This is a genomic window from Exiguobacterium sp. s193 (assembly GCF_018618755.1).
GTDB lineage: Bacteria > Bacillota > Bacilli > Exiguobacteriales > Exiguobacteriaceae > Exiguobacterium_A.
Genome location: NZ_JACSMR010000006.1, coordinates 51,061 through 73,712, shown reverse-complemented (window position 1 = coordinate 73,712; position 22,652 = coordinate 51,061). Strand labels below are relative to the sequence as shown.

Annotated in this window: 22 protein-coding genes and 1 tRNA gene; 6 read left to right on the top strand and 17 right to left on the bottom strand. The window is 45.8% G+C overall.

The annotated features are described in order from the left end of the window. The first annotated feature begins 158 nt into the window (after positions 1 to 158). Positions 159 to 232 (top strand) — tRNA-Gly (locus KNQ04_RS09370). A gap of 141 nt (positions 233 to 373) precedes the next feature. Continuing rightward, complete coding sequence (locus tag KNQ04_RS09365; RefSeq protein WP_214849942.1) at positions 374 to 1,183, top strand: MBL fold metallo-hydrolase; 810 nt, start codon at positions 374 to 376, stop codon at positions 1,181 to 1,183. A 414-nt stretch (positions 1,184 to 1,597) separates the two neighbouring features. Here the strand turns inward: KNQ04_RS09365 and argF are convergent, their stop codons facing one another. Genes argF through argC form a run of 7 tightly spaced genes read right to left on the bottom strand, consistent with a single transcriptional unit; the run spans position 1,598 to position 10,743 of the window. Beyond that, entirely contained in the window at positions 1,598 to 2,530 is a 933-nt protein-coding gene (gene argF, locus KNQ04_RS09360) for an ornithine carbamoyltransferase (RefSeq protein WP_214849931.1), read from the bottom strand. Further along, positions 2,527 to 5,562 (bottom strand): carbamoyl-phosphate synthase (glutamine-hydrolyzing) large subunit, encoded by a 3,036-nt coding sequence (gene carB / locus KNQ04_RS09355; protein WP_214849930.1) that lies wholly within the window; start codon positions 5,560 to 5,562, stop codon positions 2,527 to 2,529. The genes argF and carB overlap by 4 nt, the downstream gene beginning before the upstream one ends. Next, positions 5,552 to 6,604, bottom strand: coding sequence for a carbamoyl phosphate synthase small subunit (locus KNQ04_RS09350; protein ID WP_214849928.1), 1,053 nt, complete (start codon positions 6,602 to 6,604; stop codon positions 5,552 to 5,554). The genes carB and KNQ04_RS09350 overlap by 11 nt, the downstream gene beginning before the upstream one ends. After that, on the bottom strand, positions 6,601 to 7,746 hold the full coding sequence (locus KNQ04_RS09345) for an acetylornithine transaminase (protein ID WP_214849926.1): 1,146 nt from the start codon (positions 7,744 to 7,746) through the stop codon (positions 6,601 to 6,603). Before KNQ04_RS09345 ends, KNQ04_RS09350 begins: the two co-directional genes overlap by 4 nt. After that, positions 7,712 to 8,485 carry an acetylglutamate kinase gene (gene argB, locus KNQ04_RS09340; RefSeq protein WP_214849924.1) on the bottom strand — a complete coding sequence of 258 codons (774 nt, stop codon included), beginning with the start codon at positions 8,483 to 8,485 and terminating at the stop codon, positions 7,712 to 7,714. Before argB ends, KNQ04_RS09345 begins: the two co-directional genes overlap by 35 nt. After that, entirely contained in the window at positions 8,482 to 9,699 is a 1,218-nt protein-coding gene (gene argJ, locus KNQ04_RS09335; protein WP_214849923.1) for a bifunctional glutamate N-acetyltransferase/amino-acid acetyltransferase ArgJ, read from the bottom strand. The genes argB and argJ overlap by 4 nt, the downstream gene beginning before the upstream one ends. 12 nt (positions 9,700 to 9,711) lie before the next feature. Then, complete coding sequence (argC, locus tag KNQ04_RS09330) at positions 9,712 to 10,743, bottom strand: N-acetyl-gamma-glutamyl-phosphate reductase (protein ID WP_214849920.1); 1,032 nt, start codon at positions 10,741 to 10,743, stop codon at positions 9,712 to 9,714. A 587-nt stretch (positions 10,744 to 11,330) separates the two neighbouring features. Here argC and nhaC point away from each other — a divergent pair. After that, positions 11,331 to 12,704, top strand: a complete 1,374-nt coding sequence (gene nhaC / locus KNQ04_RS09325) for a Na+/H+ antiporter NhaC (RefSeq protein ID WP_214849917.1) — start codon at positions 11,331 to 11,333, stop codon at positions 12,702 to 12,704. Between the two features lie 461 nt (positions 12,705 to 13,165). Then, on the top strand, positions 13,166 to 13,375 hold the full coding sequence (locus tag KNQ04_RS09320) for a DUF3006 domain-containing protein (protein WP_029332693.1): 210 nt from the start codon (positions 13,166 to 13,168) through the stop codon (positions 13,373 to 13,375). A gap of 97 nt (positions 13,376 to 13,472) precedes the next feature. On the opposite strand, the gene KNQ04_RS09315 is transcribed toward KNQ04_RS09320, so the two are convergent. From KNQ04_RS09315 to nfsA, 5 genes are all read right to left on the bottom strand, one after another. Further along, complete coding sequence (locus tag KNQ04_RS09315) at positions 13,473 to 13,925, bottom strand: hypothetical protein (RefSeq protein ID WP_214849914.1); 453 nt, start codon at positions 13,923 to 13,925, stop codon at positions 13,473 to 13,475. A 3-nt stretch (positions 13,926 to 13,928) separates the two neighbouring features. Next, complete coding sequence (locus tag KNQ04_RS09310; protein WP_214849911.1) at positions 13,929 to 14,474, bottom strand: TlpA family protein disulfide reductase; 546 nt, start codon at positions 14,472 to 14,474, stop codon at positions 13,929 to 13,931. A 114-nt stretch (positions 14,475 to 14,588) separates the two neighbouring features. After that, positions 14,589 to 15,299, bottom strand: coding sequence for an SDR family oxidoreductase (locus KNQ04_RS09305; protein ID WP_214849908.1), 711 nt, complete (start codon positions 15,297 to 15,299; stop codon positions 14,589 to 14,591). A 273-nt stretch (positions 15,300 to 15,572) separates the two neighbouring features. Further along, entirely contained in the window at positions 15,573 to 16,808 is a 1,236-nt protein-coding gene (locus tag KNQ04_RS09300; RefSeq protein ID WP_214849906.1) for an LCP family protein, read from the bottom strand. Positions 16,809 to 16,823: 15 nt separating this feature from the next. Continuing rightward, positions 16,824 to 17,570, bottom strand: a complete 747-nt coding sequence (gene nfsA, locus KNQ04_RS09295; RefSeq protein WP_214849900.1) for an oxygen-insensitive NADPH nitroreductase — start codon at positions 17,568 to 17,570, stop codon at positions 16,824 to 16,826. 140 nt (positions 17,571 to 17,710) lie between these two features. Here nfsA and KNQ04_RS09290 point away from each other — a divergent pair, with 140 nt between their 5' ends. Continuing rightward, positions 17,711 to 18,622 carry a hypothetical protein gene (locus KNQ04_RS09290; protein ID WP_214849898.1) on the top strand — a complete coding sequence of 304 codons (912 nt, stop codon included), beginning with the start codon at positions 17,711 to 17,713 and terminating at the stop codon, positions 18,620 to 18,622. A gap of 96 nt (positions 18,623 to 18,718) precedes the next feature. Here KNQ04_RS09290 and KNQ04_RS09285 read toward each other — a convergent pair whose 3' ends face one another. Beyond that, the gene (locus tag KNQ04_RS09285; RefSeq protein WP_251136974.1) at positions 18,719 to 18,880 is read right to left on the bottom strand and encodes a hypothetical protein; all 162 of its coding nucleotides are present in this window, start codon (positions 18,878 to 18,880) and stop codon (positions 18,719 to 18,721) included. A 238-nt stretch (positions 18,881 to 19,118) separates the two neighbouring features. On the opposite strand from KNQ04_RS09285, the gene KNQ04_RS09280 reads away from it, so the two are divergent. Continuing rightward, complete coding sequence (locus KNQ04_RS09280; RefSeq protein ID WP_214849896.1) at positions 19,119 to 19,967, top strand: GNAT family N-acetyltransferase; 849 nt, start codon at positions 19,119 to 19,121, stop codon at positions 19,965 to 19,967. On the opposite strand, the gene KNQ04_RS09275 is transcribed toward KNQ04_RS09280, so the two are convergent. The 4 genes from KNQ04_RS09275 to KNQ04_RS09260 form a co-directional block, all read right to left on the bottom strand. Next, entirely contained in the window at positions 19,925 to 20,875 is a 951-nt protein-coding gene (locus tag KNQ04_RS09275) for a hypothetical protein (protein WP_251136973.1), read from the bottom strand. The two genes, KNQ04_RS09280 and KNQ04_RS09275, sit on opposite strands and share 43 nt — an antisense overlap. 114 nt (positions 20,876 to 20,989) lie before the next feature. Next, entirely contained in the window at positions 20,990 to 21,349 is a 360-nt protein-coding gene (locus tag KNQ04_RS09270) for a hypothetical protein (RefSeq protein ID WP_214849894.1), read from the bottom strand. Positions 21,350 to 21,433: 84 nt separating this feature from the next. Continuing rightward, complete coding sequence (locus KNQ04_RS09265) at positions 21,434 to 21,874, bottom strand: GNAT family N-acetyltransferase (protein WP_214849891.1); 441 nt, start codon at positions 21,872 to 21,874, stop codon at positions 21,434 to 21,436. 31 nt (positions 21,875 to 21,905) lie between these two features. Further along, complete coding sequence (locus KNQ04_RS09260; RefSeq protein WP_214849888.1) at positions 21,906 to 22,421, bottom strand: GNAT family N-acetyltransferase; 516 nt, start codon at positions 22,419 to 22,421, stop codon at positions 21,906 to 21,908. Positions 22,422 to 22,652 lie beyond the last annotated feature (231 nt).

The following is a 22,652-nucleotide window of genomic DNA, read 5'->3' as shown; positions in this document are numbered from 1 at the left end:
TCTATCCATCTTCAGCCATTCACAATCGTTACAGGAAGCTTATGTAAACGATTTAGCTATTATTATTGTACACATAAAACTAGACGAAATTACTTTTTTTCATAAAAGTTATGGAAATAACTGCTTTGCTATGCTACTATATTTCATGTAGCACTCATGCGGGTGTAGTTTAGTGGTAAAACCTCAGCCTTCCAAGCTGATGATGAGGGTTCGATTCCCTTCACCCGCTCCAATTTTATGACATAACATAGGTCAATGACCATAATCCCTCTAGAGGGCAGGCGGCTTGCGCGATGCAAGCCGTCTTTTTGTTGTCTTCTAGGGTGATTTTTCATCGTTTCAGGGTATAGTTCGATATAAAAGGAGGGATTTCATGATCCAGATGAAGATGCCGGGCGTGACCGTCTATCAAAGTACATTAATGAAAACAACCTCGACCTTGATTGAAACGCCGGACTGTTTAATCGTCGTCGACCCCGGCTGGCTACCGGACGAAATTGCGACGATACGCCGAGATGTTGAAATCATCCGCCATGAACGTCCTCTCTATATCGTTTACACGCATGCTCACTTCGACCACATTTTAGGGGCTTACGCCTTCAAAGACGCGATTGCGATTGCGTCCCGTCGGTTCGTCGAAACGGATGCCAAGGCCGCCTTAGAAGAAGTTCAAAATTTTAATGATGAATACTACATTGATTCACCTGTTCTCTTTCCGGACATCACACATGTGATTGAAGAGTCGGAAACGACGCTGACGATCGGTTCGACGAAACTGATTTTCTTCCTGACACCCGGTCATGAAGCGACTCACCTGTCATTCGTCGTCATGCCAATGCACCTGCTCATCTGTGGTGATTATGCTTCCGATGTAGAAATCCCTTTAATCGAACACGACTCGACTGAATATTTAACAACACTCGAACTACTCGAATCATTCATTTACGAATATGAAATTAAACTGCTCGTCCCAGGTCATGGACATATTTGTGATGTCCGGACAGATATGGTCGAACGTTTGCACCTCGGATATGATTACATCTTAGCCTTACGTGCCGGAAAAGAATCCGAGTGGTCTGCGTCCTGGCAACGAACACCTTTTATGCTGCGCTTACATGAAAAAAATAAACGCCAGGTTAAAAAAGAACACGAGGTCCGTCTCGCACGACGACAGTTCGATTAAGCTATAGACTCTAATTCAAATTAAAAAAAGGGAACGATTCCAATTGGAATCGTTCCCTTAGCGTGTAGACAAACTCTTATGAAGCGTAAACAGGCGATAACGAGAGGCAATCCGGTCGCGCTTCCCTGTCTCGCCTCGTCTTCAAAGCGGCAACCGGTCGCGCCCTAAACCGTCTGCATGACTGGCTTTCCATCATAGTGTTACCTAAAAAGCGTCACGTTTCGTTGACTCCTGCGGGGAAAAGTGCGTTAAAAACGCACTTTCAGAGGCAGGCAAGACCCTGCTTCTTGTCCGTTAGGACGAAGGAGCAACGGCTTGCGCCTCGCCCGAGGAAAGCAACGAAAAAAGACGCTTGATTTCCCTCAGGCTGTAGACAAACTCTTATGAAGCGTAAAAAAATCTAACGTCTTTCGCTTACTCGCCTAACAGTTCAATCATCAGCGCTTTTTGTGCATGAAGGCGGTTTTCAGCTTGATCGAATACGACGGAATGTACACCATCAATGACTTCAGACGTCACTTCTTCCCCGCGATGCGCAGGTAGACAATGTAAAAATATGACTTCATCTGCAGCATGGTGAAGGAGCTCCGTATTCACTTGATATCCTTCGAAGGCACTAAGACGCTCGAGTGATTCGGACTCTTGTCCCATGCTCGCAAACACGTCACTATAAATAATTTCTGCCTCTTTTACAGCCAGTACAGGGTCCGTAAAGAGCTCGACTTTCCCACCTGTCGCTTTTGCGATTTCTGCTGCCTGGGAAACGATTTTTTCGTTTGGTGCATAAGCAGTCGGACTACAAATGCGTACTTCCATCCCACTGAGGGCTCCTCCAAGCAATAAGGAGTGCGCCATATTGTTCCCATCACCGATATACGTTAAGACCTTTCCTTGGCGCGAACCTAAGTGTTCTTCGATTGTCAGCAAGTCTGCCAGCACTTGACAAGGATGATGTAAATCCGTCAAACCATTGATGATCGGAATCGTCCCATGTGTAGCAAGCGTTTCGACCGTTTCATGGGCAAATGTCCGAATCATCAATGCATCTACATAACGACTCATGACCTTAATCGTATCGCTTAATGGCTCTCCCCGGCCGATTTGCATGTCAGCTCCACTGAGAACGACCGGATATCCACCGAGTTCGACAACACCGACTTCAAAGGAAATACGTGTCCGCGTCGATGCTTTCTCAAACAAAAGCGCAACCTTTTTACCGGTCAGTGCCGTCTTATAATCGTTTGGCGACAATTTCACTGCTTTTGCGAGTTCAAGTAACTCCGTCAATCCTTCCGGTGTTAATTCTTCTAGCGTCAACATATGCTGTAGCTTGTGCATCGTCTTCATCCCTCGACCCACTCCTTTTGTTTGATTGTCCATTCACTCAATGGTTTGACTGGAATCGATCCATCATCGCGTACCACTTCGTAATATTCGGCTAGATGTTTCTCGGTAATGATGTGAACTCCTTTTGCAAGGGCCTGTTCCCGTAACACTTTCTCTTCCGCTACATAAGAGAAGAACGCAACACACGCATCAAATGAGACGTCTTCCGTAATCGGGATTCCTTGTCCCCACCCTTCCGTTCCTTGACCCGCAATCGTATACGTAGGCTTTGTCATGAGACGTTTCGTTGTCTCATCGAACAAGAAACGTTCTTTGGCATAACCGTTTTCTGTCCACTGCAACGTTTCTCCGGTCGAACGCATGATTGGACCCGTTTTTGGATCGACGTGTGTCAATTTCAACGTCGAGAAGACGGGTGTCTTGACGGCATGGAAAGGAAGCTCCATCCGCTTTGATGGCAAGTTGACTTCTTGACCAATTGCAGCCTGCACCGCCCACTCAAGTAACGGTTGTCCCGTCACCTTCGCGACAATTGGCAACGTCCGTGATGCTCGGGGATTAATCTCAAGAACATAAATCTCTTGATCCGTCACGACGAATTGAATGTTGAATGCTCCGCGATACGGAAGGTGCTGACCAATTTTCTTCGCAATCCGTTCGATTGCGTCTTGCAGCTCGACCGTCGCTGACTTCGGCGGAAGAATCATCGTCGAATCCCCCGAGTGGACACCGGCCGCTTCGATTTGTTCCATGATGACAGGGACGTAACTCGTCGTACCATTCGAAATACAATCGACTTCAAATTCCTGTCCGGCGACATAGGCATCGAGTAAGACCGGGAACGTCAATGACGGTAAGATGTCCTGCAACATCGTTTCATCTTTTAAGATATGCATCCCTTTCCCTCCGATCACGTAGGAGGGACGAACGATTAAAGGATAGCCGAGTCGAGTCGCTGTTTGCTTCAAGGCATCAATCGTCATGACTTCTTCCCCGGGAATGTGATGGATGTCGAGTCGGTCAAGAAAATCATAAAACCGGTGACGGTCTTCCATCGCGTCAATCGTGTCCGAGGTCGTTCCTAATAACTGATAACCGCGTTTCTCAAGTTCTGCCGCTAAGCTGATTGCTGTCTGCCCTCCAAATTGGACGAGTACATCTTGACAATCTTCTGCTTCAAGAACATGGACGACATCTTCAACCGTCAACGGTTCAACATAGAGACGATCTGCGACTTCAAAATCTGTCGACACTGTTTCCGGATTATTGTTAATCATGATGGTTTCGTATCCTGCACGTTGCAAGGCACGTACCGCATGGACTGAACAATAATCAAATTCGATTCCCTGTCCGATTCGGATCGGACCCGCCCCGATGACGGCGACCTTTTTTTGATTTGACGGCAAGACTTCCGTTTTCCCGGACCAGCTTCCGTAGTAATAAGGTGTCGTGCTCGCGAATTCTGCGGCGCATGTATCAATCATTTGGAACACAGGATGGATGCCGTGTACCATCCGGATGTCACGGATTGTCTCCGTCGTCACGCCGGTGATGTCGGCAATCTGTTGATCAGTAAACCCATGTTGTTTTGCGTGTTGAATGGATGTCACCGATGTTACATCGAGTCCATCACGAATCGTCAGTAAACGTCCGAACAGTGCTAAAAAGAGGGGGTGGATACTCGTTTTGACTGCCAGTTCTTCTTGTGTCGTTTCTTGACGGTCAAGCAAGGCGAGCATCGCCGGCAACCGCAAGTCCGTCGGGGTCATGATTTCCTTCCACAACTGTTCACACGCTACGTCACGCATCCATGCCGGGTAAAGGGGAGCTTGTTCCACCCCGGCCCCCCGCCATGCTTTTTGGAGTGCCTCTTCCAACGTTTTTCCCATCGCCATACTTTCCCCGGTCGCTTTCATCTGGGTTCCGAGCGCACGGTCGCATCCTGGAAATAAATCGAATGGGAAACACGGTACTTTCGCTGTAATGTAGTCGAGTGCCGGTTCAAAGCTTGCCATCGTCTCTTTCGTTACCGGGTTGATACAATCATCAAGGCGTTCACCGAGCGCAAGTCGTGTCGCAAGTTTTGCAATCGGATACCCTGTTGCTTTTGATGCTAAAGCGGAGGAACGACTGACACGTGGATTGACTTCGATGACAAAATACCGATGTTCCGTCGGATGGATCGCGAATTGGATATTGCAGCCACCGATGACACCGAGCGCTGAAACGATACGACGTGATTCGGTACGTAAAAGTTGATTCATTTGATCACTAATCGATTGGATTGGCGCAAAAACAACCGAGTCTCCCGTATGGACACCGACTGGATCGATATTCTCCATATTACAAACGATGATTGTCGTATCGTAAGCATCACGCATCACTTCATATTCTACTTCTTTGTAACCCGCGATACTGACTTCGACTAAACATTGTGAAATCGGACTGGCTTGCAGACCATTCAGTGCAAGCGTGCGGGCTTGCTCCTTCGTCGTCGCGATCCCGCCGCCTGTTCCCCCTAACGTAAACGCCGGACGGATGACGAGCGTTACACCGTGGTTCTCGATGAATTCTTCAAGCTCCTCAATCGTCTCAATCGTTTGGCTATCCGGGAGCGGTTGGTTTAATTCAATCATCCGTTGCTTAAACCGCTCACGATCCTCACCGTCACGAATCGTCTCAAGTGATGTTCCAAGCAAGGACACGCCATACTGTTCAAGAACACCGGCTTCTTCCAAAGAAAGTGCCAGATTTAAAGCGGTCTGACCCCCGACAGTCGCAAGCAGGTGTGTCGGACGCTCACGCCCGATGATTTCTGTCGCCTTTTCGACCGTCATCGCTTCGATATATACGTGATCCGCAGTTAAGGGATCTGTCATGATCGTAGCCGGATTCGAATTCATGAGAATGACCTCGCAGCCCGCTTCCCGAAGCGTTTGACATGCTTGCGTTCCTGAGTAATCAAATTCTGCCGCCTGACCGATGACGATTGGTCCCGATCCGATGACCATGACTTTTTTGTTATCCAACATACGCTACCTCCTGTTTTAAAACGGATGCGACGAACTGGTCGAAAACGACCATTGCTTCTGTCGGCCCCGGATTTGCTTCTGGGTGAAATTGGACCGTCATGATTGGTTTTGATGGATGAACCAATCCTTCGACCGAACCATCATTAATGTGTTCGTAGGCTGTAACCAATTCGGATGACTCAACGCTTTTCGCCTCGACAACATATCCGTGATTCTGCGACGTCATGAAGACACGATTAGATGCGAGATGACGAACCGGATGATTGGCCCCCCGGTGTCCATGATGTTGTTTCGTAATCGTACATCCAAATGCTTTGGCGATGATTTGGTGCCCCATACATATCCCGAGCGTCGGATAATGACTCGCGAGCTGCTTGATGTGTGGTAAGAATGGTTCGAGTTGGTTCGGGTTCCCTGGTCCGTTCGAGAACAACAGTCCATCCGGTTTCAACCCTTCAATGACAGATGTAGCGGTGTCGAACGGGACGATTGTCACCCGCATCTGACGTGCAAGCAATGCTTCAATCATTGATTTTTTTACACCGTAGTCCAGACAAACGATGTGTCCGACAGCGTCCGGTACGTCAATCGTTTTCACTGTTTCAACGGATACGGCGGCAATTCCCGTCGCTTGATGCTGCTTCTTGGAAACAGCCGATTCAATAACTCCGAGCTGATCCCCGGCTTCACGTAATTGATGTACGAGCGATCGTGTATCGACTCCCGTCAGAACAGGAATATCCGCTTCCGCAAGCCAGTCTGCAAGATCTGTTTTCGTTCCATTGTTCGCAAGGGTCTGGACGATGACACCGGCGACTTGAATTTGATGACTTTCTGATTCCTCTTGCTTAATCCCATACTGCCCAATGAGTGGATACGTAAAAACAAGGATTTGTCCGCGATAGGAAGGATCGGTCAAAACTTCTTGATAGCCTGTCATCCCTGTGAAAAAAACGACTTCCCCTTCGACAGATGATGTTCCAATCAACTCTCCTGCATACGATTCACCATTCGCAAGCGTTAACGCTCCCTGCTCCTTCATGCGATGACCTCCTGTTGACAGACCTGTTTGATTTTTTCTACTGCTAAGTCAAGTTCGTATTCGGTGACGAATAGCGAAGGTAATAATCGAATCACGGTCGGACCGGCACTGACGACAAGCATTCCCGCTTGTTGTAAGGACAGGACGATAGATGCGACCGGTTGTTTGAATTCAATGCCAATCATCAATCCACGCCCACGAATCGTGCGAATCTGATTTTCTGGAAGGAAGACGTTCAACTGTTTCATCAAATACTCGCCTTTTTCTTGAACGCTTCGTAACGTCTGCTCCGTCAAAATCAGTTCAAGTGTCGCTTCTGCTGCCGTCATCGCGAGTGGGTTTCCACCAAATGTTGATCCATGTGTCCCCGGTGTAAAGATTGTCGCCGCTTCCGGCGTCGTAATGATTGCTCCGACAGGGAAACCGCTCCCGAGCCCCTTTGCCACGGTAATGATATCCGGCTTCAACGGCGTTTGTTCAAAAGCGAAACGTGAACCCGTCCGTCCGATACCCGTTTGGACTTCGTCGATGACGATTTTGACACCGTAAGCTTGCGTTCGTTCCATCAATGCTTCCAGCCACTCATTTTCGGCTAGGATGATACCGCCTTCACCTTGAATGACTTCGAGCCAAACCGCACCTGTGTCTTCCGTGATTGCGTCCAAACTCTCAAAATCGTTGAACGTCAAATGTTTGAAGTCGGATACCATCTCGCCAAACCCTTCTTTTACTTTGTCTTGCCCCGTCGCTCCCATCATCGCGAATGTCCGTCCGTGGAAGGATTGACTAAACGATAGGATTTCCGTTTTCTGCGTCCACTTCCGAATTAGTTTAAAGGCACCTTCATTTGCTTCTGTTCCACTGTTACAAAAGAAAACGTGACTTAAGTGACTGTTAGTTGTCAAAAGTGTCGCGACACGTTCTTGTTTACTACTTTCAAATAAATTCGATGTGTGCCACAGCTGCCCCAGTTGGGCGTGAAGCCGTTTCTCGACCTCAGGGTGGCGATGTCCTGTATTACAAACCGCAATCCCCATCATAAAATCAAGATACGTTTTCCCCTGTGCATCTGTGACGAATGACCCCGTTCCTTCGACTAGTTCAATGTCATGACGTTGATAGGTTGGTAACAATGCACTCATTTGTCTCCTCCTTGACCCGAGTCCCTTGACTCGACACATATTTTCCGGACCGGATCCGGACATCTTGAATCCCTTGTGTTGAAGCATTTCTTACAGCCTGTACCTTTGGAATCATCCCACCGTAAATTTCTTTCGATTCAATGCCTGCCACTAATCTTTCAGATGAAACAACCGTTTGATAGGCTCCATCCAATTTGACCCCATCGACATCCGTCAATAACTCAAAGCTATCGACAGCAAGCGCCGCTGCTACGGCAATTGCACATGTATCTCCGTTGCTATTCAAAGTACTATCTTTTCCTGTGACCAGTGATGTCACGACCGGGACGTATGCTGCTTTGAGCAGCGTTTCGAATAACGTACAGTCAACGAATGCAATATCACCGACTGCCCCTAGCCCGTCTCGCTGTTTCCCGACGATACTTTTACCGTCAATCCCCGTCAATCCAACAGCCCGGATCCCGGCTTGATTGAGCTGATAGACAATCTTTGATTGGACTTCGCCGCCGAGGACACGTTCTGCCCCAAGGAGAATGTCGTCCGTCGTCACGCGGACACCCGCTTCGAAAATCGTCTCAATCTCCATCGCTTCACAATAGGCAGACAGCGCCGGTCCCCCACCATGGACGATGACTAATTCATGACCCGCGTCGCACCATGCCTTCCATTCCTCGAAGTACTGTGGATCCAGTTGGTCGAAGATACTCCCGCCGAGTTTAATTAATTTTCGTTTTTTCATGTCCGGTAACTCGCATTGATTTTGATGTAGTCGTATGTCAAATCACATCCGAATGCATGTCCGACTGCCAGTCCGCTGTTTAAATCCACTTCAATTGATACCGTATCTGCCGCAAGCTCACTCGAAGCAAGTGTTTCATCAAACAAGACCGGCATACTGTGGCGTAAGACCGTCTGTGAACCAATCCGGATGTCGATGTTCGTCACGTCAATCGGTTCTTCGATGCTTCCGATCGCAGCGACAATCCGTCCCCAGTTCGCATCCTCTCCAAAAATCGCTGTTTTGACGAGAGACGAACCGACGATTTGTTTGGCGATTTTCCGGGCAAGTTTTTCATCATCCGTCCCTTTGACGGTCACTTCAATTAATTTAGTCGCTCCTTCACCATCACGTGCGATACGTTTCGCTAGTTGCTGACAAACATGCGTCATTGCTTGCTCAAACTGTTCGGCTTCCGGAGTACCGAGTTCAATCGTCGGAGCTTGTGCCGCACCGCTCGCTAACACCATCACCATATCGTTAGTCGAACTATCACCATCGACCGTAATACAATTGAACGTCCGGTCGACGGAGCGTTTCAGGAGCGTTTGTAGGACGGCCGGCTCAACCGTTGCATCCGTCGTCAAAAAACCGAGCATCGTCGCCATGTTTGGATGAATCATTCCTGATCCTTTCGCAACACCACAAATCGAAACTTCGATCCCGTTAATCAAAAACTGATAACCTGCCGTTTTCGTCCCCGTATCCGTCGTCAAAATCGCTTGAGCAAAAGCATCCGCTTCTTCCTCTGCCTCGCCTGCTTCCAATTGACTAACTCCTGCAACAAGTGTGTCGATTGCAAGTGGTTGTCCGATAATTCCGGTCGAGGCAATCGCGACATGGTCCGGTTTGATTTGTAAATGATTCGCGATGGCTTGCTGTGATGTATAGGCATGTGTCAGTCCCAGTTCACCCGTACAGGCGTTAGCATTTCCACTATTCACTAAGACGGCGTCGATGCGACCTCCAGATTGCGCGATCGCTTGTTTCGTGACGAGAATCGGTGCTGCCTGCAGTTGATTCGTCGTATAGACAGCAGCAGCACTCGCTCCGCCTTCGCATACCAACAAGCCTAAATCCTTCCGTTTACGCTTGAGTCCGACATGAATACCTGTCGCCTTGAATCCTTTTGGTGTCGTCAGTGTCAACGTTGATACGGTTTGTAAGTTCAACACGTTCGTTCCCCCTCAAATGAATAGTGGTTGTTGCGTCAATCCAAGCTCTTCTTGATAACCACACAGGATGTTCGCATTTTGAACAGCCTGCCCCGCAGCCCCTTTTTGCATATTATCGATGACCGAGACAAGCGTCAGGCGCCCTGATCGCGAATCCAGATAAACGGCCAAATCACAATAGTTGCTACCAATGACCGATTTGATTTCCGGGTCCGCTGTACTGACTCGGACAAATCGTTCCTCTTCATAAAAATCACTCAACCATGTTCGCCAGACTGTCTCCGACCACTCAACGCGTGGTGTCAACGTCATCGTTGCCATGATGCCTCGGTTGATTGGAATCAGATGGGTCGCGAGTGAAACGATGGTTTCTTGTCCCGTCATGCGCTGAATGACGGATTCGATTTCCGGAATATGCTGATGACGATTCATCTTATAGAGACGCATGTTTTCATTCGATCGGACATGATGTGTCTGTTCACTAAATGATTTCCCTGCACCTGACAAACCGGAGCTCGCATGGATGATGATGGAATCCGGTTCAACTAATTGTTCTTTCAAAAATGGTAAGAGACCGAGTAGGATTGCTGTTGCGTAACATCCGGGATTCGCAATCAACCGACTCCCTTTAATCGCGTCCCGGTTCCATTCTGATAATCCGTATGTCGCTGTCGCTTGAATGGCTGGCTCAATCGCTGACTTGCCATACCACTGCTCATAGGCCGTTTCTTCGATTCGTAAGTCTCCACTTAAATCAATTACTTTTCCTTCCCATTCTCCCAGTTGTTCTAAGTATCGTTTCGAAACCCCACTCGGTGTCGCTAAGAACAATAGCTCGGTTCCAACTGCTGCCAAATGTTCGAGCGAGAACTCTTCTAAAAGGGAATAGTTTTTTTTATTCATGAACGTGTATATTTCTGTTATGGATGTTTCCGCTTTTGAATCACTGACAAGCGAAACAATTTCTAGCTTCGGATGTTGCTCGAGCAAGCGTATCAACTCAATTGCCGTATATCCTGTTGCCCCTACGATTGTACATTTCATGTTGTACGCCCCTTTACCAAGAATGATAAACTGATTTAAACACATGTATATTTATACTGTCAAATGTATTTTTATTAATTTAAACTCAAAAAAAAGACTTTGACCGAGCACACCCTCTTAAGAGATGTGATTGGTCAAAGTCTTTTTTAGTTCGTACTTATCTTTTTTCGGCACGTTGGGCAACTAAGTGATCAATCCCAAAAACGCTTGCTCCCATCAATGCAATGACGACAACGAAAATCGCAGTAAACATATGTATCCTCCTCTTGTTCACAAAATAGACATCGCTTCTTTCCTATTGTGCAAGATTTTTAAATAAAAAGAAAGCGTTTACGACAAAAAATCGTCACATTTTTATTTTTTTACAATCTGATTGTGTAGATCAAGTAGTACTCAGCCGATGCTACGCAGAAAAAGAACTAGGAATATCACATGCAACATGTATTCCTCTTGTTTTTTGTAGTCTAAGGAACCTTTCTTAGTTGACGGATGAATCAATCTTCGATAAGATTGCATTTGTTCATTACTTTCGTGCGTAAAAGCAAACAAGCATAAACGTATAAAAGATATTATAAGGAGGTGGAAGCATGCGTATGTCCTTTCGTGAATCCGCAGCTATCCTAGGAATCAGTATCATCATTTTATTATCCGCACTATTCGGTGCTCACGCCGAACCGCATCTCGCAATCTTATCAAGTCTTATCTTTGTTGTCGGGTATGCCGTCTACCGCGGCTTCCCCTTCAGTCAAATTGAAGAGCATATGATCAATGGAATTCGTGAAGCCATTAAACCCATTTTAATCATGTTACTCGTTGGGATGACGATTGCCGTTTGGATGATGAGTGGCGCCGTCCCGACATTGCTTCATTATGGCTTATCAACCTTGTCTGCAACATGGTTCGCACCAAGCGCTTTACTCATCGCGATGATCGTCTCCACCTTTACAGGTAGTTCGTTTACGACGATTGGAACAGTCGGTGTTGCCTTGATGGGAATCGCTGTCGTACTTGGAGTTAACCCTGCACTCGCAGCAGGTGCGATCATCAGTGGCGCTTGTTTCGGGGACAAGATGTCTCCTTTGTCAGATACAACGAACTTTGCGCCTGGTATCGTCAATGTGTCTGTTTTTGATCATATTCGTTTTATGATGGGGACAACACTTCCCGCTATCGCCATCACATTTGTTCTTTTCCTCATTTTCGGACGTGGGGCAGGTTCGATTGATACCGAGGCGATTGGGGCAACACAGCAAGCACTCGACAGTCTTTTCCGATTATCTCCTTGGACATTGCTTTCTCCGCTTCTCGTAATGGTTCTCGCGATTCGGAAATACCCTGTCATTCCTACGTTGATCGCTGGTGTCTTAAGCGGGCTGCTCCTGACAGGTCTCGTACAAGGAAACTGGGACATTGCACAATGGATGTCCGTCATCCAAAACGGGCTAAAACTCGAAACAGCCAATGAAACCGTTGCGAGTATCATCAGTAAAGGAGGGATTCAATCGATGATGTGGTCGGTCTCTCTCGTCATGCTCGCATTAGCATTTGGGGGCGTCTTACGTGGGATCGGTGTCATCGATGTCATCATCGAAAAAACGGTTTCGAAACTGCAACGTGATGGAAGTATCATCTCATCCGTTGCGCTTGCTGCAATCGGCGTGAATTTCATGGCCGGTGAACAATACCTGTCCATTTTATTACCAGGACAAGCCTTCAAGAAAATTTTTGAAGAACGGTCGATTGACCCACGCTTTTTATCACGTGCGCTTGAAGATGGTGGAACGCTTGTTAATCCACTTATTCCATGGGGTGTTTCGGGTGCGTTCTTCGCATCGACACTCGGGGTTCCCGTCACATCGTATGTTCCGTTCGCCTTTTTCTTAATCTTGTCGCCACTGTTTACCTTCATTTTTGCTTACACGCGTCCGACGAAAAAACAAGCCGACGCAAAAGTAGCGTAAGATGTAGGTCCAGCGTGTAGACAAACTCTTATGAAGCGTCGCGTTTCGTTGACTCCTACGGGAAAAAGTGCGTCTTTAACGCGCCTCGCCCGAGGAAGGCAACGAAAAAAGACGCTGTATCTCCCGATAGCACTTTGTCTACAGTCTGAGACGTAGGTCAAATCTATTAACGCTAATCAACAAAGCAGGGATTGTCACCTTATCCAAAGGGGCAATCCCTTTTTCGATTCTCTGAAGGAATTCATTCATTTCGTGCTGTTTTTTCAGTTTCAAGCCGAACGTAAGCATTGTTTGAAGCGTAGCGCTAAAATTGACCCCCACCTATTTTAGAGAAATAAGTGTAAAGATAAAACGAATTGGGAATATACCAAACATAAGATTAAAATTACAAAGAATCAGAGAGAGAGATTACAGCTCTTATCGTAGGGTTGTCTTCGATGTAATTGTAGGAGGAGTTCAAAATGATCAAACGTGGTACGCTTGAACGGCTTGATGGCAAATATGCTGTTCTTCTCTGGGAGAACGGTTCCAGTTTTATCCCTCGCCGCTATTTACCAACAGAAGCAAGATTAGGTGATACAATTCTTTTTGACGGGACGACTTATTCAATCGATGCTTCGAGTACATCCCAGTCATCCTTTCAAACGTTTTCGTTTCGACAAATGGGTTGATGACCATTAAAAAAGCCATTCCGACGATGAATCGACTACAGGGCGACTCTGCTTACCGTCAGTCTTCTCATTTTCCGAATGGCTTTTTCGTATGTGGTCAATTCCTTAAATATAACGTTTTATTACTGCACGCAGGACAATTTAACTCGTTCAAGTCCGTTAGCGCGATCCGCCCAAGCACTTCCCCATCTTGTTCGCAGTGATGTGTCGGCTCGATGATGCCCGACTCGACGAACAGCGCACACCAAAAACGCGTGGAAATCGTGCAGCAAGTGGGACACTGGAACAAATCATATTGATGTGGGACCCAGCCGCCTTCAATCTCGTCAATGTGGGCATGATACGCTCGAATTAACATCGCCCGGTTTTGGTCATCAATTCGTTTTCGGCTGACGAGGGGTTCCTGGTAAGGCGGGACAAATAGAAAGGGCAACGCCGTCCGGTATTGATCTAGACCATATGTCAGCATCGATGGAAAACCGTCCCATGTTTCCGGCTGACCTATTTCGACGCATACTTGGTACGTGCATGTCCGACAATGGATTTCCATCCTTCACCCTCCTTTTTGTGTCACCATTTCTTTTAGCATATCCGATGTGACAGGACCCACATGCTTCGCGACAATCTTACCGTCCGCGTCAATCACATAGGTGGCTGGCATCGCCACTAATCGATAAGACTGCTCTGACTCACCCGCTGTATCGTATAAAACCGAATACTCAATTGGTGTTTTTTTAAGGAAATCCGAAACATCTGTCCGTTTCCGCTCAGCTGTCGTGACATTAATTCCGTAAACCGGAATATCCGATGTGTCTGAGAATTTATTTAGTTCTGGTATTTCTTGTTTGCACGGTGGACACCACGTCGCCCAAAAGTTGATGACGATGAGACGGTCCGATAAGTCAGATAGTTCAACTTGTTTTCCCTCTTGCTCTAGTTTAAGATTCGGTGCAACCATTCCGACATCCAATCCACCTTGCGCTTCTTGTGTGGCTTGATTAAAGGCTTTCGTTTGTTTGGCTTGATAAGCATCATAACTTTTATAGGCAATCCCACAGATGGCTATTCCAACAATCACGTATAGTAGATATTTTTTCAAATTCTGCCCACTCCCTCTGTTCATTAGTGTAGCAGAATCCTCTTGAAAATTTACGAAAAAAGAGCAGCACACTCCCCAATTTTTTAGGAAGTACGCTGCTCTTTCTGTTTAAATTTAATTATAACGTGGCAGTTGTTGTTTGACACGACGATTATCTTTAATGCTTTCAAATGACTCATCGCCACCTAGTGCTTCATTCAATGACGTTTTACCTTGTTTCACTTCAAGGCGTCGATTGAACAATGCGCGATTGTCGACAGATGCCGCCAAGATGGATGCAACATCAATTTCAGAAATCGTCGCATCTTTCACGTCTTTTAAATCTTCATCTGCTTCAATCAACCCAAGACCTTCTCCATCCACGATATTCACCGGACAGATGATGGTATACGTTAAACCACTATGCTCAATCTGCTCTTCCGCTGCGTTTTTAGCAGCATAAAATGGATAAACTTCTTTTTTAAACTGATTCGGACGATCAGCACCATAGGCACTGAGGAGGACGAAATGGCGGACACGTGCCTTTTTCGCGGCATCAATCGTTTTCAAAGCAACCGTCCGGTCGAGCAACTCAATTTCAGTTGCTTCACCATCGACACCAGCAGTTGCTGCACAAATCACAGCGTTTTGACCAGCGACTCCACGTTCAATCACTTTTTCGAGTTCTGTTTCAATGTCGACGTAGTGAGCTTTGACACCGAGCTTTTCAAAACGTTCGACGAGATGTTTATGACGAACGATGACGGTGACTTGATGACCTTTTGCAAGCGACTTGACGACGCGAGCTCCGATTGTACCTGATGCACCTACAACTAATACATTCATATGTTAGGTCCCTCCTCGATGAGTTAGTCACCTCTATCGAACGACTCATACTTATGCGAATTTGGAAATCTCTGAGCTTCCGACCCCTTTCAGATAAGTTGACCGGTGATACAGAAATCCCCTGCTTCCGCCTCTTCTATTCAGACAACCAAGTATGAATATTGAAGATATGGATGTCTCTAACAACAATATCTTCCGTTCTCAAAAGCGCAACTGCGTACATCAATTTATACCCCCAATAAGGAGAAGAAAACCTTTTCCAGATTAAACGGTTCACTCATTTGCTAGCATTCCATAAAACGTCGTCTGTAGTTTTTTTCTCAGTTGTGTCAAAGCTTTTTCATTCGGAAAATCATAGAAAATCCCATTCAGCCGGTCACTGACGACTTCGATTTCAAGGTGCTGCTTCTCAGACATCAACGCAAGTGATAGCCCTGCCGTTGCCATTTGACGGACACTGATATCTAAATTCATCTCTTCTTTCATGTAAGCATGCGCTGCCGAAATTTTAGTCCATCCTGTCGGCTTCAACAAATGTGTCGCCACAGCTTGAATAACTTCCGATTGCCGATTGGCTCGTGCACCATCGTTGTCTGTTTTTCGGTGACGGGAATAGGCGAGCGCCATCGCTCCGTCCATATGATATTCTTTTCCTTTTTGAAACGCATATTGATTCGCTTTTCCGCTTGCGTCCTGTTCCGAGAACGTGCCCGTCGAAACAAGATCTATCCCACCGATTTGATCAACTAAACCAATGAAACTATCAAAAGAGATGACGATTTTGCTGTCGATGTCTACATCAAGTAATTCACTGACGGCGTTTTGCGTACACTCTTCCCCACCGAACGCAAAAGCATGTGTGATTTTATCTTTCTTCCCATCCTCGCAACTGATCGGTGTATACGTATCCCGCGGAATCGATGTCAACTGAATCGTCCGTGATAACGGCACGAATTGCATGACGGATAATGAATCGGACCTTGAACCTCGCAACGATTCTCCAGGTCTCGCGTCACTTCCGATCAATAAAAAGGTAAACGGTTGTGAAGCAAACAGGATAAATCCAATCGCTAGAACTAAGAGCAGACCAAACATTTTCGTTTTGAAGCGACGTTTTTTCTTCTCGACAGGCTGTTTCTTTAACGCGCCCTGTCTTGCCTCATCTGGTACCGCTTCTTCCGAACGTCTATTTTTACGTCGATTCGACCGTGTCCGCTCTGCCATACTCATTCCAATTCGATTTGCAGATTTTCTGACTAAGGTGAAAAGCCGCCCACCGGTACCAGTCCACGTTCTTTTCTGCGATCCCTGGTGATTTTGCTGAACCGGACGTGACGTCAAAGTTGGTCCATCCTCGACGTATCGATGATTCGACTGTTGTGATTCATCCATCCGCCTCCGCTGGTCTGCTTGTTGCTCGATTGGTATCTGTGTCGAAGTACGTCGTGCCTGCTCTTCTTCCTGCCGTTTTCGCTCTAGGCGAGAACGGCCTGATTGAAACTCATCCATAGTAGTACCTCCGTTTTAGTCTTGCGCTAACTGCTGATCTTGTAAGAACTTACGCAGATACGTCCGTTTCGGTTCCTTCATCGAAGCGGCCATTTGATAGACCCACCCCTCAGTTCGTGCGCCGTCCGTCCGTTCTCCGTAATACGACGAGGTTTCTGCCTCATACTGTTCTAGCAACTCACGCATCTTGCTGTCATTAGTATACGTATTACGATGGAAGATTGCCTCCATCGGAAGACGGGGTTTTTTTCCTGGTTGTTGATCCGATAAACCGACGGCAACACCAAATAACGGTACGACATGGCTTGGTAATTCTAGAAGTTCACTCACTTTTCGAGCATCATTACGAAGTGAGCCGATATAGACCGTCCCGTACCCTAACGATTCTGCAGCTACGACGAGATTCTGTGCAGCAAGTCCTGCATCAACAGCTCCGACAATCAATGCTTCTGTCGTTTCGACTGTGTCAGCGACTGAGCCATTCGCAATCTCTGCTGCAAGCATATGTTTATGGTAGTCGATACAGAAGACGAAGAAGTAACTATTGTCCGCTACATAACTTTGACCACTCGCCACTTCGACGAGTTGCTGTTTTTTTTCTAAATCTTCAATCCCGACGATTGCATAGGCTTGTTGGTAAGAAGACGTCGAAGCAGCTTGCGCAGATTGGATCAATACTTCAATCGTCTGTTCATCAAGTTGATGCTCTTTAAATTTCCGAATCGAGCGGTGGTTTAATAAATGTTCAATCGTTTCATTCATCTGAATCTCTCCCTTAAATTAATCTTTCCCTTTAAAAATAGGCAATGATTGCGTAAAAGAGCAAATGAAAGATGTTCGTTTTATGAAAAAATCGGGAAATGAATAATGAAGTGTTGTGTTTTTGTCGAAGGAGGGCGATCATGAGAATTCGAAAATTACGTCTTTTACTAGAGCAATATGGCGATACGACCCTTCGCGACATTATCGTAGAGATCTATCGCCAGCTTCCCAAACAAACAATTGAAGATAAAGAATTAGACTTGATGCTGTCGCAATTCGCCAAATATAAAGATTTACAAAAGGAACAAGAACAACCAACCGTCGAACAAACCATCGAACAGACAGAGCTTTTTATCCAGCACGCCTATGATGGTGAATATCTAGAGCCGAGTACAATCGTTTCAGTACGCGAACAAAAAAACTGGTACGTCACAGCAAAACGGTTATTAAAACACTTGCGCCATTATGTCGGTCGAAAAAATGGTCCACGCGTCGCTTTCGAAGAATTCTTTTTTTTATTATCGTCCGCCGCTGGTGAAGAACCCCTTTTCCTGAGTAATGACCCCTTCCGATTGATTAAAGTCTCTCAAGTCGAGCTCTTTCAAGAACTTGTTGGTTACTACAAACTCGATACGTCCGACAATGCCTGGATGAAGCGCGCTATTTATACCGCATTGAAGGTTCCGATTGATGTCGATACGGAACGCAGCGACCTGTTACTCGCTGTTCTCGGACATTGCGAAACGGGTCAAGAACGCGAAATGTACCTCTCTTTATTAAATATGCATGCAAAGAAACTCCAAATGAATGTCCGGATTGATGCGGATCAGCTCATTTTGTATCAAGAGATACGCTTTGCAGAGCTCCATGCTTTAATCGCCTTACGTGAACTAAAACGTGCAGAAACCATGCTTTTCACAGAATATATCCCTTATTTTTCACACCGTTCGACTCCATTTCGTTATTATCTCGACTTATTGGAACAAGCCGGTCTAGACGAAGAACATGATCGTATCGAACGAGTCGGTCGTACGAAGCATATTCACTTTTAAATCGAAATAAGCCAGCGTCCCTATCCATAAAGGGGAAGCTGGCTTATTTCTTGCCTAAAGAAAACGAATAAAGGAAAAGGGATGATTTTCAAGTCTTCAATCTGATGTATTGACGACGCCAAGACCGACCGTCGCAAGTAAGGCGATACACGCGAATAAAAAGGCCATATCGTTCGGTGAATCAAACCCATTATAGGTTGGTTCTTTTCGATCGATAATCAATTCATCCATCGTTCCGTAACCACCGTATGTCGTCACTTCTCTGACACTCGTCTCATTTTTTTCTAGATCCTTAGCTTGAATGGGCTCGAGCTGTATGAAAAATAACATTATGCAACTAAACACGCTTATATAGATAAATTTTTTCAGCATACTCTCTCCCCCAATTCTAAATTATTTATTTCCCACATTACACCAAATCCATTATTTACCTTTTTATCACTTATAGTATACTGTGCTTAATACTTAATCTTAATCGAAAAAGGAAGTGTGTCGATTGAATATCTTAAGTTATGAACAATTGTCGCATGGTCAACGTCGCCTCGTCCATCAGTTGTTACAAAAAAATCGATCATCCCCCTTGTCTCTCTTTTTTCATCCACCTGAAAAATACCAGTGGGTCTACTTAAACGATCAGACGGTTTGTGCAACGTTAGGTTTTAACCAGTTTGACACGTCGATTCAAATCATTAACTCCGCTTATACGGACCTCGATGCCTTTCGTACCCTCGCTGAGTTCGTCCACGACTTCGCTTTATCGCTACAGCCCCATCAAATCGATGTTCAAGTCATACCACCGCACGATTTCGGATTCGTTTCGACCTGGAACGCACTCGGTTATCAACTCGCTTCTGAACAATTTCGGTTGATTGGTCTGCTAAACGCCCACGACGCTTCCCTCCATTTTAAACCCTTTACAATTCGCAACCGGCTATTATTTTTAAGCATAAGAAATAATGCAATCCGAACATCCGACTTTCTATTCGCATACGATGCTGCACATATGGAGTCCTTAATCGATCACGGTGCCTTACCTTATCTCGTCTACGATAACCAGACACTTATCGGAACCATCATCATCCAAAAACAAAAACAAACGATTCGTTTACTGGAAATCACCTGTATTCCTGAACTAAAAAATCAAGGGTACGGACGAAGAATTCTCGAAACGTTCCAAGCTAAATTGCAACGAACATCATTTCGGACATTCGAAACATATTGTTTTTCCACGCAACAAGAAGCCCTTCGTCTGTACGACCCCGATATTTTTTGTGATATCCAACTCTTCTCGAACTGGCATACTTATTCGCGCGAGTCTTTACGCAACCTCTCGACGATTTCTTGATATTCCATCAGGACATATGCATCTTCTACTTGATTGAAATCAACATTTGCTCGTCTGCGTAGTTGCTCTCCCATATGATATAAACTTTCGATGTAATCCTCTCCAAATGCATTCGCTTGACCGGGTTGGTGGTTATGGAATGCTAACAGTGCGTCCTGGATTATTACTTCACTACTCTCATGTGCTAACACATCCGCGAGTAATTGCTCAAAAACCTCTGTCTGTCGCCCGACCATCGCATAAAACAAAGGATAATGTTTGGCATACTGAAAATCGACTTGATATTTTTTCCGAGCGACAACCGTTCCCACCAGTGAGCGTTTCGAACGCTTCAACCGCTCCACCAAACCAACCGTCGCCTTATGATCTGTAAAACAATCCAGACTCGCTTCCGCCATATCTGTTTCGATATCTAATAACAATAAGAGATCGAGCATATTGATGGAATCCGTCTCTAAGAAACGGTCACTTCGTTGTAGCGACGTCGTATACGTCAAATCAAGATTCGATTCAATCGCCAATTGAAATAACGTCTGATCCACTGCACTATACAATCCTACTGGGAACACGAGTGGTTGCCGCACAAGTGAACGATGCCCATCAAGTTCCAACATTTCATTCAAATCGATTCCTCGTTCCAACAACAAACGAAAAAGGCGATCGCTGTTCTTGACCGTTGCCAACTTCACCAGGACGCGGTCCAATTCTTTAATCGGTTGCTGCGTTTCAAGCGCTAACGTCAAGTGGCGCTCGGACTCTAGTTCCAAGGCCCGGATCACAAAATTCAAAGCTTGTTGTTCTTGTAAAGATAATTCGGCATTATAGCGTTTAAAGGTTTCATCCTCTAACTCCTTAAAGGCTGCTATCGCTAGACCTACTGCCTCGTTTTTTACAAACCTTTTCATCATCGGCTCATTCCCCCTTGAATACTCTCTCTTCGTAGTGTACGCAATATCCTGATTTCTTGAAAGGCAAAAAAACCTGGTCGATTTCCTTATAACTAGGAAATCCACCAGGTTTCATCAATTCTCGCCCACTTTTAAAGGCATCTCTCGAAAAAGCGCATCTTGCTCGCCCACTTTTTCGATGCTCGTTCCGACTGAACCACTATATTCAATTGTTTGATTGGGTTGAATGAACTCATAGGTAATCGCCGGTTCTCCACGCAGTCGAACTTTAATCACCTGTCGATGTTGAAGTGAAAATGACGCCTTGACCTCCAAAAACGAATCCTTGTTGATTCCATGCTGTTTTTCAAGCATCGTCACCAATTGCTTTTCTGATTTCTGTTGGCTGCTTTGAAGCTCTGCGTAAGAAATCCCGACCGCAAAAGATAAGAGTCCAATCAGACTTAGTGCGAGAATGACCAGTACTTTTTTCATAGACTGATTCACCTCCGAATGAAATTCGTTCTGCTTTCTTCATCGGCTCATCTCGCTACTTTTTGAAGTGTTTTACGAACTTCTTCAAAGGACTAACTGCATGTCGATGTGAGGAATTCCGTCTTCTAAATACGTTTCAGATGTTTCTTCAAATCCGAAAGACGCATAAAATGCTTTCAGATGTTCTTGGGCTTGAAGGTAGACTTGCGTTTCCTCTTGTCGTCGAATATGTTCAATCGCTTCATTCATCAAGCGTCGTGCGATGCCATGCGACCGGAAATCCGCATGTACAGCGACCCGACCAATCGCGACAGCACGAGATTCACTTCTAGGTAATACCCGAAGGCAACCAATCAGCTGTTGATCGGCATACGCCAAGGCATGGATTGCCGTTTGATCACGGTCATCAAGCTCCGGGTATGGACAATTTTGTTCAACGACAAAAATGTCTGTCCTTAACTTCAATAGCTGATACAGTGTCAGCGAACCTAACTGATTGAATCGGACGAACTCTGTATGATACATGAAAGACACTCCTCTACTATAATAATAGGTCTCACCCCCGGAACAGGCGTGATAATCTGCATGAGTAAATGACGACTGGAACGCCTTTAAACATCGTTTCCTTTTCCCACTCTAAACCATTTGTCCGGGCCACTTTTTGCGAAGAATTATTTTCTGGATGGATGATTGAGATTAATCGGTCATTTCCACGTTCAAAGGCTTCCCGCATTAAACGTTTCGCAGCCTCGCGACCATATCCGACTTTCCAGTGTTTCGGTTTCAGCCAATAACCGACTTCGAGTTCTTCCACACCGTCAACTTCTTGGACGATCAGCCCCGCAAAACCAATCGGTTCCTCGTTCTCTTTTTTCTCAATCAACAAAAAACCGGTCTGCCGTTCATCCCCGTAACGTTCGAACTGCTGATCGAACCATTTTTGTGCTTCTGTTTCGTCTAACGGAACACCACCATTGATATACTGCATGACTAGCTCATTCTGAACAAGTTCTTTATAAAACTCAAAATCGTCACTCGAAAAAGGACGCATTCTCAACCGTTCGCTTTCCATGTCAGTTTTCCTCCTCTGTTCCGAACAAACTATCTGTCTATTCCTATTTTCCCCCTTTTTCATGCGATTCATTCACAAATCATTTAATTTCTTTTCGTTTTAGCCAGATTGACCATCAAATCATGGCATTAAAGTAACTGGAGAGAGTATACCTTGCGACTTTTGTCATTCGTCCACGTTACTAATCGATGACATTCTTCAGGAAGACCTTGCAATTTTCGTGTCAACTCT